The organism is Affinibrenneria salicis, assembly GCF_008710095.1.
Genome location: NZ_VYKJ01000001.1, coordinates 679,534 through 693,330, shown reverse-complemented (window position 1 = coordinate 693,330; position 13,797 = coordinate 679,534). Strand labels below are relative to the sequence as shown.

Here is a 13,797-nt window from a genome sequence, read left to right as displayed (position 1 = left end):
CGCAGAGCTCGCCCGGCTTGCCGGCTCGGACCGGAGAAATTAGCCGCAGGCCGCTGTCTTCCATGCGGCCTGCGCCGTAAAATAACGGCTCATCAGGCAGGCGCGGGAAAATCATGACGGACGGTAACGATGGCGATCGCTGGTATCTTTATATGGTGCAGACCGCGCGCGGCGCGCTGTACACCGGCATTACCACCGATGTGCGGCGCCGGGTGGCGCAGCATCAAAACGGTAAAGGCGCCAAAGCGCTGCGGGGGAAAGGCGAACTGAAGCTGGTGTTCCACTGCCTGGCGGGTAACCGCTCGCAGGCGCTGCGGCTGGAATATCGCGTCAAACAGCTAAACCGCCAGCAAAAATTAGACCTGCTGCAGGACCCGCCGGCGCGCTTATCGACGCTGCGGCAGGGAACGACTAAAGGTGACTAAACGGCTCGGCGTAGCTCACCAGCCCTTCTACGCCGCTAAAGGCGTCCGGCGACAGGCCGTAAACCTGAAAGGCCGCCTCGCTTTCCGGCCAGCGGCAATGCAGCCGATGGTCGGCGGCCGGAGTAAAGCCCAGCGCGGCGTAGTAAGCCGGCGAACCCAGCACCACCACCGCGGCATAGCCGAATTCGTTTAGCGCATCCAGCCCTTCATACACCAGTTGCCGGCCCAGTCCCTGACCGCGCAGCGAAGACTCCACCGCCAGCGGCGCCAGCGCGACCCACTGTAAATCGTCGCCGGCCAGCAGCACCGGGCTAAACGCCGCGTAGCCGACCACCCCGCCTTCGTCGTCGGTAGCGACGATCCCCAGCGTCAGCAGGCCGTCTTCGCGCAGATGGTGCACCAAATCGGCTTCGGCGCCGGTGGAAAACGAGCGGCGCAGCAGACGGTCAATGCCCGCGGCGTCGACCGGGATCTCCACCCGAACTAACATGATGCCGGCACGCGATCGCCGGAATGCGCCGCGTCCTCATGCAAACCCGCGTCAATAAAGGCGGCCAACTGAAGCAACCCCATGCGCAGCGGCGCGGGCATCGATTCGAGTTCTATCGCATCCATCAGGTTTTTGACGTACAGGCCCAGTTCCGTATCGCCTTCAATGCGCAAACGACGCTGGAAGAACAGCGTGTCCGGATCCTCGCGCCGCGCCGCGATCAAAATCAGATCGTTGGTATTGGCGCTGAAACTCACGTCGGCCTCCTGCTGGCGGCTGACCACCAGCCGCTCGTCCTGAACGGTGATAAACCATTGCAGACCCAGATCCCTGACTTCGACTTTCAACCAGCGATCGGTCAGAAACTCCAGTTCGCCCTCTTCCAGCGCCTGACGAAACTGCCAGCCCAGCAGTTGCTCCAGCAACTGACGCTGAATGGCAAAAGGAGTAAACCGTAACGGCTTGCTTAGCAGCCCCGGCGCCTGACGCACGATGTGCGCCCGTAATTTTTCCAACACTGACCTGCTCCTCTATCTGTCCCTTCATCTTTCAGGGTACACGATCGCGGCGGCTTTCGCTTGCCGGCTGATTGCCGCCGGCGAAGCCAGACTTCCGCCCGCATGCTGTAATCTGGCGATAGCGACCCGGCGTTAAGCCATTCTGCCACATTCGCGGACGCTGACCGCGGCCCGGGTCAATAATTTAGCCCGTAGCGCAAGGAATGTCGCTGATAACTTTCGTCGCATCCGCCATCGAATACACCAGAAACTGGTTTAAATCAAAGTCAGCGCCGGCCAGGTTAATTACTATTCCCCATCGTTAAAAATGTTCATCGACTGATAAAAAATTGCATCAGCCGGCCAACATTGCCCTCTTTTCACCTCGGGTGGTCTGATCATCAGCGCCTTTTGGTTAACGCAGGAATGTGTATGGAACTGCTCTGCCCCGCCGGGAATCTGCCGGCCCTGAAAGCGGCGATAGATAATGGCGCCGATGCGGTCTACATCGGCCTGAAAGACGATACCAACGCACGCCATTTCGCCGGACTCAATTTCACCGATAAAAAACTGCATGAAGCGCGCGAGTACGTACACCGGCACCGGCGCAAACTGCATATCGCGATCAATACTTTCGCCCACCCGGATGGCTATCAGCGCTGGCAACGGGCGGTCGACATGGCCGCCCAGTCCGGCGCCGACGTGCTGATTCTGGCCGATCTGGCGATGCTGGAATATGCCGCCGAACGCTATCCCTCGATTGAACGCCATGTATCGGTGCAGGCTTCGGCCACCAACGAACAGGCCATCCGCTTTTATCAGCGTCATTTCGACGTCGCGCGCGTGGTGCTGCCGCGCGTGCTGTCCATTCATCAGGTTAAACAGCTGGCGCGCGCCACGCCGGTGCCGCTGGAGGTCTTCGCCTTCGGCAGCCTGTGCATCATGGCCGAAGGACGCTGCTACCTGTCGTCGTACCTGACGGGCGAATCCCCCAACACGGTGGGCGCCTGTTCGCCCGCGCGCTTTGTCCGCTGGCAGCAGACGGCGCACGGCATGGAGTCGCGCCTGAACGATGTCCTGATCGATCGCTATCAGGACGATGAGAATGCCGGCTACCCCACGCTGTGCAAAGGCCGCTATCTGGTGGGCGGCCAGCGCTATCACGCGCTGGAAGAGCCGACCAGCCTGAACACGCTGGAACTGCTGCCGGAATTGATCGGCGCCAATATCGCCTCGGTGAAAATTGAAGGGCGCCAGCGCAGCCCGGCCTACGTCAGTCAGATCACCCGCGTCTGGCGTCAGGCGATTGATCGCTGCAAGGCCGACCCGGCCGGCTTTCAGCCCAGCCAGGCGTGGATGGACGCGCTGGGCGCCGTGGCGGAAGGCACGCAAACCACGCTGGGCGCTTATCACCGTAAGTGGCAGTAACCGGAGAACAGAATGAAATATGCACTCGGATCGATCCTCTATTACTGGCCGAAGGCCGGGGTCGAAGCCTTTTATCAGGCGGCGGCCGACAGCAGCGCCGACATTATCTACCTGGGCGAGAGCGTATGCAGCAAACGACGCCAGCTGAAGGCCGGCGACTGGCTCGAACTGGCGCAGCAAATCGCCGCATCCGGCAAACAGGTGGTCATCTCCACCCTTGCGCTGCTCCAGTCGCCTTCGGAACTGACCGAGCTAAAACGCTACGTGGAAAACGGCGACTTTCTGCTGGAAGCCAACGACCTGGGCACCGTGAATATGGCGGCCGAGCGCGGCCTGCCGTTCGTCGCCGGGCACGCGCTGAACTGCTATAACGCCTACACCCTGCGGCTGCTGCACAAACAGGGCATGGTGCGCTGGTGTATGCCGGTGGAGCTGTCGCGCGACTGGCTGCAAAACCTGCTCAATCAGTGCGAAGAGCTGGGGTTCCGCCACGGTTTCGAGGTGGAAGTGCTTAGCTACGGCCATTTGCCGCTGGCCTATTCGGCCCGCTGCTTCACCGCGCGTTCGGAAAACCGCGCCAAGGACGAATGCGAAACCTGCTGCATCAACTACCCGCAGGGGCGCCAGGTCTATACCCAGGAAAACCAGCAGGTGTTTGTGCTGAACGGCATTCAGACGCAAAGCGGCTACTGCTACAACCTCGGCAACGAACTGCCTTCGATGCGCGGTCTGGTGGATATTGTCCGGCTGTCGCCGATGGGGCTCGATACGCTAACCATGCTGGACCGGTTTCGCGCCAACGAGCAGGGGCAGGCGCCGCTCGATCTGCAGGATCGCGCCGACTGCAACGGATACTGGCGCCGGGTGCCCGGTCTGGAACTGGTATCCTGACGCCGTGTGACGTGCGCCGCGCTCGCCGGCCAGACCGGCGAGCAGCGGTCCGCCGCTGAGATCGTCAACCGCGCCGGCGCAATAGCTGGCGCAGACGGCCGGTGTTATGCAGCAGCCCCACGCCCACGCCGAGCAGAGTATAGACCAGCCCCAGAATCAGCAGCATCATCACGTCGCGCCCGACCTCGCTCAGCGGCAGGTTCATCTGGTTGACGCCGGCGATCGCCCGCGTGGCCCAGGTGGAGGGCAACGCCGATGAAATCGCCTGCACCCAGCCGGGCATTGACTGCACCGGCCAGAGAGTGCCGGAAAGATAGAAGACCGGCATGGTGACGAACGACAGCGTCAGATAAATCATCTCCACGCGGCGCAGGCACTCGGTCAGCAGCTTGCCCAGACCAAGCACCGCCAGCAGGAACGGGAAGGTCAGCAGCAGAATCTCGGCAATATTCGCCGTCTGCCGGTAGCCCAACACCCAGGGCCACAGCACGAACAGCACAATCGACAGAAACAGCCAGATCGGCAGCAGCGCCGACAAACCGCCGAGATAGATTGGTATGGTCGGCTTGCCCTGCGGCGAACTCTTCAGCGCAATACTCACCCGCACGCAGGCAATCAACAGAGAATGCTGCAGCAGCATTACCAGCAGGCCGGGAAAAATAATCGCCGCGAAGCTGACGCCGGGATTAAATAGCCCCTGCGTTTGCCCCACCACCGGCGTCAAAATCACCCGCGCCTGCGCCTCGCTGAAACCGCTGCGCTGCAGCAAATTGCTGTTGTAATCGCTCAGCAGTTGTTGCCAGGCCGCCATCACGTCCTGCTGAATCTGTCCGTTCGCCAGACGGTTGGTCGCATCGCCGTAGGCCGGAACCACGATAGTCTCGCCGGCGAGGATCTTTTTCTCCAGATCCAGGGGCAGGATAATCACGGCAAACAATTTACGCAGCACCAGATCGCGTTGCGCGTCCGGCAGATTATCGTAGGTTCTGACCGCGATTTTCGACGTGGCGTCCAGATCGCGCATCAACTGGCGACTGGCGTTGCTGTGATCCTGATCGATCACCGCCACCGGGAGATCCCACACCGAGCGATTGGCGTACACCATGCTCATCACGCACAGCGACACCAGCAGCATCATCCACATCGGGCGCTCCAGCATCCCGATCAGCACCCGGCTGAACGTCTTCCAGTAGCTGCTCACTGTATCTCCTCCTGCTGGCTCAGACGCTGATAAAGCCGGTTACGCACCAGCAACCCCGTCACCAGCGGGTAGGCCAGCAGCAGCGCGCAAACGCTCAGCACCGAGGAGAGCGAAACCTGACGCAGGAAAATATCAAACATGGCGTATAGCGCGTGCGTCAACGGCTCGATCTGCGCCACGATCTGCGCCGGCAGCGGCATCGACAGTTCCGGCACCGCCAGACCGGAAAACGTCAGCGCGATACTGACAATGATGCCCATCATGGTATAGGCGGTCAGCGCCGTGCGGGTGTAGGTAAACAGCAGCATCCCGATACTCTGCGCCGCCATCACATAGAAAAAACCCACCAGCAACATATACAGCGGGTTACCGTTCACATGGGCATCCGACGCCCAGACCAGAATGGCGATTTCGACAATCAGCAGCACGGTATAGCACAGAGTATAGGGCGCCAGCCTGCCCAACACCGCCAGCACAAACGGACGCCGGTTAACCACATCCTTGCTGCGAGCCAGCACATAGATCATGCAGGTGACGGCGAACAGCTGCAACAAATGGATGGTGGCGGCGAACTGCTGGTAGTAGATATAGCTGCCGCTGGCGTTGAACAGACTGCCATACGACAGACTGACATTCGCCAGCGCCGGCAGAGTCTGGCCGGATTGCGCCGCGATAACGCTGCGGTACTGGCTGTTGATCTCCGTCATCAGCGTGCTGAAATCCTGGGTGGAGTAGAAGCCGGCGCCGTAAAACAGCGCATTGTAGTAAAAGGTGACGCTCGGCTGCCGGCCGGCCAGCGCATCGGCCTCAAAATCCTCCGGGATGTAGAGCATGCCGTAATCCTGCGCGCTGCGCAGGCGCTGCAGCGACTCGGCCATGCCGCCGGGCCAGGGCACGACGCGGGCATGAGATCCGGCGTCCAGCTTGCGGATCAAATTGCGCGATAGCGGGCTGTGATCGTTATCGATCGCCGATACCGGCAGATCCTGCATCGTCCCGACGGAAAAAATGCTGCCCAGCAGAATAAACAGCAGCAGCGGGAAGCACCAGCCCAGCCAGTGCAGCACCGGACTGCGCAGCGCTCTGTTTACCTCCTGACGAAACGACGCGCTGAAGCAACGCCAGCCGGCGCTTACTCTTTCCACTGCCATAGCGCGCTCATTCCCGGCCTCAGTCCTTCCTGCGGCTGCAGCGGATACAGCCGGACCTCGAAGGTCTTCAGATCGAAATCGCCGGTGGCCCGCGTGGCGCGTTTGGTGGCGTAGTCGCCCAGCGGGGCGATATAGCGCACCTCGGCGTCAATCATGCGGTTATTCAGCGCCGGCACGCGCAGCGCGATGCGCTCGCCTTTACGCACGTTAGCCAGAATATCCTCTCGCAGATTGAACACGAACCAGGCCTGAGGAACCCGCACCAGGGTGATCAACGGGCTGGAGGCGCTGAGCAAAACCCCCACCTCGGCCGGGATCGGCCCGACTTCGCCGTCGACCGGCGCCCTGACCTGCAGTTCGTCGGCCTGCGCTTTGATTTCCAGCAGTTGCTGTTCGGCCTGACGCAGCGCGGCGGCGTAGTTTTCCCGCTGTTCCGGTCGGTCGCCGTGCAGCCCCTCGTCCAGACTGGCCTGGGCCGCCTGAACCTGCTGCCAGGCGCTGTCGCGCGCCTCGCGCGCGCTGTCCAGCGCCGAGGCCGAAGCATAGCCTCTGGCCGCGATGTTGCTCTGACGATTATATTCATGCAGCGCGTTTTGATATTCCGCCTGCGACTGCGCCAGCGTGGCGCGCAGATTACGAATGCTCTCTTCGCGCGTGCCGTGTTCGGACTGGTCCAGCAGGGCTTTCGCCTGATCTCTGGCGGCCTCCGCCGCTCGCAGCTGCGCGACTAATTCAGCATTATCCAGCGTAATCAACAGCTGGCCGGCCTTCACGTCGTCGCCGCGCTGCACATGCCGCTCGATTACCCGTCCCGAGGCTTTGGAGGCCACAATCACTTCCTGGGCATCGACCTCGCCCTGCAACAAAACATCCTGATTATTGGCCCGAAAAAGAACGGCCAGCGCTATAACGACCACAACCAGCAGTATCGTAAACCGCGTCTTTTTATTCATTTATAATGCTCCAGACTTGCCTTACGCAGATCGCTTCGTTACGCTGCGCGACGCGCCTCACCGCTGTGGAAATAAACAACCCAACAACAATAAAAACAATTGCGCTACATTGTAGCGCGATAGCTGCGCCATGTTTAAGCATAAAACAACATCGCGCCATCTCCAGCGGCAGGAAAGCGGTCATTCAGCCCGGAACTATAAAATTTCGTCAAACGGCGCAATACTCAGAGTATCCGCAACTCATACAGTGAGCACCGTCTATGTCTGCCGACCTTCAGTCTACTCCCTTTTCCATTCTCGACCTGGCGCCGATCCCGGACGGACGGACGGCGCGGGATGCGTTCCATCACTCGCTGGATTTGGCGCAGCTCGCGGAACAGCATGGCTACCACCGCTACTGGCTGGCTGAACACCACAATATGACCGGTATCGCCAGCGCCGCTACCTCGGTTCTGATCGGCTATCTGGCCGCCGGCACTGACCGTATCCGCCTCGGCGCCGGCGGCGTTATGTTGCCCAACCATGCGCCGCTGGTGATCGCCGAGCAGTTTGGCACGCTGGAATCGCTCTATCCGGGCCGCATCGATCTGGGACTGGGCCGCGCGCCCGGCACCGACCCGCGCACCATGCAGGCGCTGCGTCGCCACCTTAACGGCGACGCGGACGGTTTCCCGCGCGACGTGGAAGAGCTACAGCGCTATTTCGCGCCGGCCGAAGCCAATCAGGCGGTTCAGGCGGTGCCCGGTCAGGGTCTGCAGGTTCCTCTCTGGCTGCTCGGCTCCAGCCTGTACAGCGCGCAGTTGGCCGCCGCGCTGGGCCTGCCGTTCGCCTTCGCGTCGCATTTCGCGCCCGACATGCTGCTGCAGGCGCTCAGTCTGTACCGGCAAAACTTTAAACCGTCCGAGGCGCTGGCGGCGCCCTACGCCATGGTGTGCGTCAATGTCATCGCCGCGGACAGCGACAGAGACGCGCGCTACCTGTTCACCTCGCAGCAACAGCAGTTCATTAACCTGCGGCGCGGTCGGCCTGGCCCGCTGCCGGCGCCGGTGGAGGACATTGAAACGCTGGCCGCGCCGGCGGAACTGTTCGGCGTCGACCAGGCCCTGCGTTTATCCATCGTCGGCGACAGCAATAAAGTGCGCCACGGCCTGCAAAGCCTGCTGCGTGAAACCCAGGCCAGCGAGATCATGGTCAACGGACAGATTTTCGATCATGCCGCCCGACGCCGCTCGTTCGAGCTGATCATGGCGCTGCGCCAGGCCTAAGCCGGGCGGGCAAAACAATCGCCGCCTCCCGAGGCGGGGGTTTAGGGCTGACAAAAAAAAACGGCCCCCGCCAGGCGGGAGCCGTTTTATAACAACAGGGGGCGGTTTAACGTTTATCCGTGGATATTTCGTTTAGTCCGCGCCCGTCGTGGTTTTATCGATCGGGTTATCAGGCATCGACCGGACGACGACGCTGCGGCGCAGCACCATCCTCGCGACGCGGCGCACGCTGACCGTCACGGTAGCCGCCGCGCGCGCCTTCACGGCGATCGCCGGAGAACGAACGACGAGCGTTGCCGCCTTCGCGACGTTCGCCGCCGCCGAATGAACGGCCGCCTTCACGACGCTCGCCACCGGCAGGACGGCCGCTGCGGCGTTCGCCATCGCGACGCTCATAAGGCTGAGCCTCGCCCAGTAACTGCATATTCATCGGCTTGTTCAGAATACGCGTACGGGTGAAGTGCGATAACAGGTCGCCCGGCATGCCTTTCGGCAGTTCAATCGTAGAATGGGAAGCGAACAGCTTAATGTTGCCGATATAGCGGCTGCTGATATCCCCTTCGTTGGCGATAGCGCCGACGATATGACGGACTTCAACGCCGTCATCGCGACCCACTTCGATACGGTACAGTTCCATTTCGCCGGCGTCACGACGTTCACGACGCTGCGGACGATCGCCGCCGTCACGGCTGTCGCGACGACGATCGCCGCCACGGTCGTCACGATCGCGAAACTCACGACGCGGACGACGTTCCATTGCCGCATCCGGCGGCAGAATCAGCGGACGTTCGCCCTGCGCCATTTTCAGCAGCGCGGCGGCCAGCGTTTCCATATCCAGCTCTTCTTCCGGCTGCAGTTTGCTCAGCAGAGCGCGATACATATCCAGATCGCTGCTTTCCAGCTGCAGCTGAACTTTCGCGGCGAACTTCGCCAGACGACGTTGCCCCAGCAGTTCGGCATTCGGCAGTTCGACTTCAGGGATCGTCAGCTTCATGGTGCGTTCGATATTGCGCAGCAGGCGGCGTTCACGGTTTTCCACGAACAGCAGCGCGCGGCCGGCGCGACCGGCACGGCCGGTACGGCCAATACGGTGCACGTAAGACTCGGAGTCCATCGGAATATCGTAGTTCACCACCAGGCTGATACGCTCAACGTCCAGACCACGAGCGGCCACGTCGGTTGCAATCAGAATATCCAGACGGCCGTCTTTCAGACGTTCCAGCGTTTGTTCACGCAGCGCCTGGTTCATATCGCCGTTCAGCGCGGCGCTGTTGTAGCCGCTGCGTTCCAGCGCTTCGGCCACTTCCAGCGTAGCGTTTTTGGTGCGTACGAAAATAATCGCGGCGTCAAAATCTTCCGCTTCCAGGAAACGCACCAGCGCTTCGTTTTTACGCATGCCGAACACCGTCCAGTAGCTCTGGCTGATATCCGGGCGGGTAGTCACGCTGGACTGAATACGCACTTCCTGCGGATCTTTCATGAAACGGCGCGTAATGCGGCGAATCGCTTCCGGCATGGTGGCGGAGAACAGCGCCGTCTGATGTTCAGCCGGGATCTGCGCCATGATGTTTTCCACATCATCAATAAAGCCCATACGCAGCATTTCGTCGGCTTCATCCAGAACCAGACCGCTCAGGTTAGACAGATCCAGCGTACCGCGCTTCAGGTGATCCAACAGACGACCCGGCGTACCCACTACGATCTGAGCGCCCTGACGCAGAGCGCGCAGCTGTACGTCATAACGTTGACCGCCATACAGCGCCACAACGTTAGTGCCGTGCATATGTTTAGCAAAATCAGTACAAGCTTCAGCAACCTGAACCGCCAGTTCACGGGTCGGCGCCAGCACCAGCACCTGCGGCGCTTTAATTTCAGGTTTTAAATTGTTCAGTAACGGTACCGCAAAGGCAGCCGTTTTACCGCTGCCGGTCTGCGCCATACCCAGCACATCACGCCCGTTCAGCAGGTGAGGAATACATTCCGCCTGAATCGGCGATGGTTTTTCGTAGCCCAGATCGGTCAGGGCATTAATAATCGGAGCACTCAGCCCCAAATCAGCAAAAGAGGTTTCAAACTCAGTAGTCATGTACACGTGCCTCATAAGAGATGGCGGCCAGTCTACATAACTCGTCGAGAAAATTTTCAGTCATTTTCATTGAAAAGTGTGAACCGGCTCAAATTGGATTAAAAAGCGAACAAAAAAGCCCTCACCCGCAAAGGTGATGAAAAAAAGTTATTCAGGCTGAAAATGTTCGTCAGCTATTGCTGGTCCGATCCTGATAGGTCGTCTTGCTCCTGGCCCAATAGCGCCAGTTCCAACAATGCATAGCGGTGCTCAACAAAATTATGAACATTGTTAGCAACCGTCAGCTTGAACAGCGCCGAAGCGGTGTTCTTGTCCCCCAGACTTAGGTAGTGCTTACCTAAATAGAAGTCAGTTTCACTGAGATGCTCAGCGAGCGAAGTGTTATCCGTTGCTTCTTCCTGCAGACGCTGCATCAGCGTTCTTTCGCTGATATCGCCCAGGTAGAATTCGACTATATTCCATCCCCACGGTCCCCTTTTCGCTTCGTCATAGCGTTTTCTCAACGCGACTTCGGCATCCTGTGGATTGATTTCTCGCTCCGCCAGGAACAGCCACAACGAACGGAAAGGATCGTTTGGATCGTCTCGATAAAACGCCAGCAGATCATCCTGCGCTAACAGATAGCGACCGCCATAGTACAAGGCGATGCCCCGGTTTAAACGCGCGTAATTGTAAGTTGGATCAAGCTCTAGTACAGAATCAAACGCTTCATAGGCAGCATCAAAATTGCCTGCCTGCGTTAAATATATCCCCAGATAGTTAAAAACTTCTGGAATATCAGGCCTGATAGCCAACGCTTGTGAAAAATCATTTCGCGCCAGCGCCCTCAGACCCAGACTATCATACAGCACTCCGCGCTCATATAATAGCTGTGCTCGTTCATCATCGGTTAAAGCCCGACTCGCAAGAATCTGCTCCATACGCGCCAGAATCACTTCCTGTTGTAATGCAGGCTGTAATGGAACTGCCAGAACTGCGTCTTTACGCCAATCAGTGTTGCTGCATCCTGCCAGCATAAGTGCTGTCGCAACGTAACACCAGCGCAAGAAAGGCCTCATTTCCCACTCCCGAAGACAAACATTGGATGAACATCCTGTCCCCGACTGCTCAAACGTAAAGGTGTCCCACCTATACGATACGAACAGCCCCCCGTCGCGCGGGGAGCTGCAGGACTGTTGTTAGCAGTTATTCTGCTTCCGGTGCTACGGCTGCAATATCGGAAGGCTGAGCATTCGCTTCTTTGATACTTAAACGGACCCGGCCCTGGCGGTCAACTTCCAGAACCTTAACCGGTACTTCCTGGCCCATTGCCAGATAGTCTGTCACTTTCTCAACGCGCTTGTCGGCGATTTGAGAAATATGCACCAGACCTTCTTTACCCCCGCCGATCGCCACGAAGGCGCCGAAATCGACGATGCGGGTCACTTTACCCTGATAGATACGTCCCACTTCGATTTCCGCGGTGATCTCTTCGATGCGGCGGATCGCGTGTTTCGCTTTCTCACCGTCGGTCGAGGCGATTTTCACCGTACCATCATCTTCAATCTCAATGGTCGTACCGGTTTCTTCAGTCAGCGCGCGAATAACCGAGCCGCCTTTACCGATGACGTCTTTGATCTTATCGGTGCTGATCTTGATGGTGTGAATACGCGGCGCGAATTCGGAGATATCGCCACGCGGCGTGCTGATCGCCTGTTCCATCACGCCCAGAATGTGCAGTCGCGCACCTTTGGCCTGATTCAGCGCCACCTGCATGATTTCACGCGTGATGCCTTCAATCTTGATATCCATCTGCAGCGCGGTAACGCCTTCGCGGCTACCGGCTACTTTAAAGTCCATATCGCCCAGGTGATCTTCATCGCCCAGAATATCTGATAGTACGACGAAGTTATCGCCCTCTTTCACCAGACCCATGGCGATACCGGCTACGGCAGCCTTAATCGGTACGCCGGCATCCATCAGCGCCAGCGAAGCGCCGCACACGGAAGCCATGGAAGAAGAGCCGTTAGACTCGGTGATTTCGGACACGACGCGCACGGTGTACGGGAATTCGTTCGCCTTCGGCATAACCGCCAGCACGCCGCGTTTCGCCAGACGGCCGTGGCCGATCTCACGACGCTTCGGCGAGCCGACCATACCGGTTTCGCCTACGGAGTACGGAGGGAAGTTGTAGTGCAACAGGAAGCGATCGGTGCGTTCGCCGGTCAGTTCGTCGATGGTCTGCGCATCGCGTTCGGTGCCCAGCGTGGCGGTAACCAGCGCCTGAGTTTCACCGCGGGTGAACAAAGCGGAGCCGTGAGTACGCGGCAGAACGCCGGTGCGCACGTCCAGACCACGAATCATGTCTTTTTCGCGACCGTCGATACGCGGCTCACCGCGCAGCACGCGGCTACGAACGACGTTTTTCTCAATGCCGCCGAGAATGTCCTGAATTTCACCGGCGTCCAGCGTTTCGTCTTCGGCCAGCAGCGCGGCTTCGACGTCGGCTTTAATCGCATCAACCTGAGCGTAACGTTCCTGCTTTTCCGTAATGCGGTAGGCATCTCCCAGGCGCGCTTCGGACAGATCTTTAACGCGCTGCAGTAAGGGGGCGTTGACTTCCTGCGCCTGCCATTCCCACTTCGGTTTACCGGCTTCGGCCACCAGCGAGTTAATGTTTTCAATCACCACCTGCTGCTGCTCGTGGCCAAACACCACGGCTCCCAGCATTTGATCTTCGGACAGCAGATCGGCTTCGGACTCCACCATCAGCACGGCGGCGGAGGTACCGGCCACGACCAGATCCAGACGGCTTTCTTTCAGCTCATCGGTAGTCGGGTTCAGTACATACTGATCGTTGATATAGCCCACGCGCGCGGCGCCAATCGGGCCGTTGAACGGAATGCCGGACAGGCTCAGCGCGGCGGATGCGCCGATCAGCGCGACGATATCCGGGTTAACCTGCGGGTTAACCGATACCACGGTGGCGATGACCTGCACTTCGTTGACGAAACCTTTCGGGAACAGCGGACGAACCGGGCGGTCGATCAGACGGCAAATCAGGGTTTCGCCCTCGCTCGGACGACCTTCACGGCGGAAGAAGCCGCCGGGGATACGGCCCGCAGCGTAGGTGCGTTCCTGGTAGTTAACGGTTAACGGGAAGAAGTCCTGACCCGGCTTCGCTTTCTTCGCGCCCACAACGGTAACGAAAACGGCGGTGTCATCCATGCTCACCATCACAGCGGCGGTGGCCTGGCGGGCCATCATACCGGTCTCAATCGTGACGGTATGCTGACCATATTGAAATTTACGAACGATCGGATTGAGCAAGATAATATCCTTTATTTAGGGCGCGGCGGCACAACAGCTCGCGCGCCTGTGAACAACCGATCCTGTCATCACATCCTCGCGACTAATGACAACCTTTACCC

Annotated in this window: 13 protein-coding genes; 4 read left to right on the top strand and 9 right to left on the bottom strand. The window is 59.4% G+C overall.

Annotated elements, in window-relative coordinates; genetic code table 11:
* The first annotated feature begins 113 nt into the window (after positions 1-113).
* On the top strand, positions 114-425 hold the full coding sequence (locus tag FJU30_RS03090; RefSeq protein ID WP_150433699.1) for a GIY-YIG nuclease family protein: 312 nt from the start codon (positions 114-116) through the stop codon (positions 423-425).
* Here FJU30_RS03090 and FJU30_RS03085 read toward each other — a convergent pair.
* Both FJU30_RS03085 and ubiT read right to left on the bottom strand, forming a co-directional pair.
* Positions 412-915 (bottom strand): GNAT family N-acetyltransferase, encoded by a 504-nt coding sequence (locus tag FJU30_RS03085; protein ID WP_150433700.1) that lies wholly within the window; start codon positions 913-915, stop codon positions 412-414. The genes FJU30_RS03090 and FJU30_RS03085 overlap by 14 nt on opposite strands.
* Positions 909-1,433 carry a ubiquinone anaerobic biosynthesis accessory factor UbiT gene (gene ubiT, locus FJU30_RS03080; RefSeq protein WP_150433701.1) on the bottom strand — a complete coding sequence of 175 codons (525 nt, stop codon included), beginning with the start codon at positions 1,431-1,433 and terminating at the stop codon, positions 909-911. The genes FJU30_RS03085 and ubiT overlap by 7 nt, the downstream gene beginning before the upstream one ends.
* Before the next feature lie 411 nt (positions 1,434-1,844).
* Between ubiT and ubiU the strand changes: the two genes are divergently transcribed.
* Together ubiU and FJU30_RS03070 are read left to right on the top strand one after the other, a co-directional pair.
* Positions 1,845-2,840, top strand: a complete 996-nt coding sequence (ubiU, locus tag FJU30_RS03075) for a ubiquinone anaerobic biosynthesis protein UbiU (RefSeq protein WP_150433702.1) — start codon at positions 1,845-1,847, stop codon at positions 2,838-2,840.
* Positions 2,841-2,852: 12 nt separating this feature from the next.
* On the top strand, positions 2,853-3,731 hold the full coding sequence (locus tag FJU30_RS03070; protein ID WP_150433703.1) for a U32 family peptidase: 879 nt from the start codon (positions 2,853-2,855) through the stop codon (positions 3,729-3,731).
* Between the two features lie 64 nt (positions 3,732-3,795).
* Here FJU30_RS03070 and FJU30_RS03065 read toward each other — a convergent pair whose 3' ends face one another.
* The 3 genes from FJU30_RS03065 to FJU30_RS03055 are packed head-to-tail and all read right to left on the bottom strand — an operon-like array spanning position 3,796 to position 7,036.
* The gene (locus tag FJU30_RS03065) at positions 3,796-4,932 is read right to left on the bottom strand and encodes an ABC transporter permease (RefSeq protein WP_150433704.1); all 1,137 of its coding nucleotides are present in this window, start codon (positions 4,930-4,932) and stop codon (positions 3,796-3,798) included.
* Entirely contained in the window at positions 4,929-6,083 is a 1,155-nt protein-coding gene (locus tag FJU30_RS03060) for an ABC transporter permease (protein ID WP_150433705.1), read from the bottom strand. Before FJU30_RS03060 ends, FJU30_RS03065 begins: the two co-directional genes overlap by 4 nt.
* Complete coding sequence (locus FJU30_RS03055) at positions 6,065-7,036, bottom strand: HlyD family secretion protein (RefSeq protein WP_150433706.1); 972 nt, start codon at positions 7,034-7,036, stop codon at positions 6,065-6,067. The genes FJU30_RS03060 and FJU30_RS03055 overlap by 19 nt, the downstream gene beginning before the upstream one ends.
* Positions 7,037-7,296: 260 nt before the next feature.
* On the opposite strand from FJU30_RS03055, the gene FJU30_RS03050 reads away from it, so the two are divergent.
* Entirely contained in the window at positions 7,297-8,301 is a 1,005-nt protein-coding gene (locus FJU30_RS03050; protein ID WP_150433707.1) for a luciferase-like monooxygenase, read from the top strand.
* Between the two features lie 169 nt (positions 8,302-8,470).
* Here FJU30_RS03050 and FJU30_RS03045 read toward each other — a convergent pair whose 3' ends face one another.
* The 4 genes from FJU30_RS03045 to pnp all read right to left on the bottom strand — a co-directional run bounded on the left by FJU30_RS03045 (position 8,471) and on the right by pnp (position 13,696).
* Positions 8,471-10,387: a DEAD/DEAH family ATP-dependent RNA helicase gene (locus FJU30_RS03045; protein ID WP_150433708.1), complete on the bottom strand. Its 1,917-nt coding sequence runs from the start codon at positions 10,385-10,387 to the stop codon at positions 8,471-8,473.
* Entirely contained in the window at positions 10,377-10,451 is a 75-nt protein-coding gene (gene yrbN, locus FJU30_RS27565) for a protein YrbN (RefSeq protein WP_223881497.1), read from the bottom strand. Before yrbN ends, FJU30_RS03045 begins: the two co-directional genes overlap by 11 nt.
* A gap of 109 nt (positions 10,452-10,560) precedes the next feature.
* Positions 10,561-11,445 carry a lipoprotein NlpI gene (gene nlpI / locus FJU30_RS03035; protein ID WP_150433709.1) on the bottom strand — a complete coding sequence of 295 codons (885 nt, stop codon included), beginning with the start codon at positions 11,443-11,445 and terminating at the stop codon, positions 10,561-10,563.
* A gap of 127 nt (positions 11,446-11,572) precedes the next feature.
* Positions 11,573-13,696, bottom strand: coding sequence for a polyribonucleotide nucleotidyltransferase (gene pnp / locus FJU30_RS03030; RefSeq protein ID WP_150433710.1), 2,124 nt, complete (start codon positions 13,694-13,696; stop codon positions 11,573-11,575).
* Positions 13,697-13,797 lie beyond the last annotated feature (101 nt).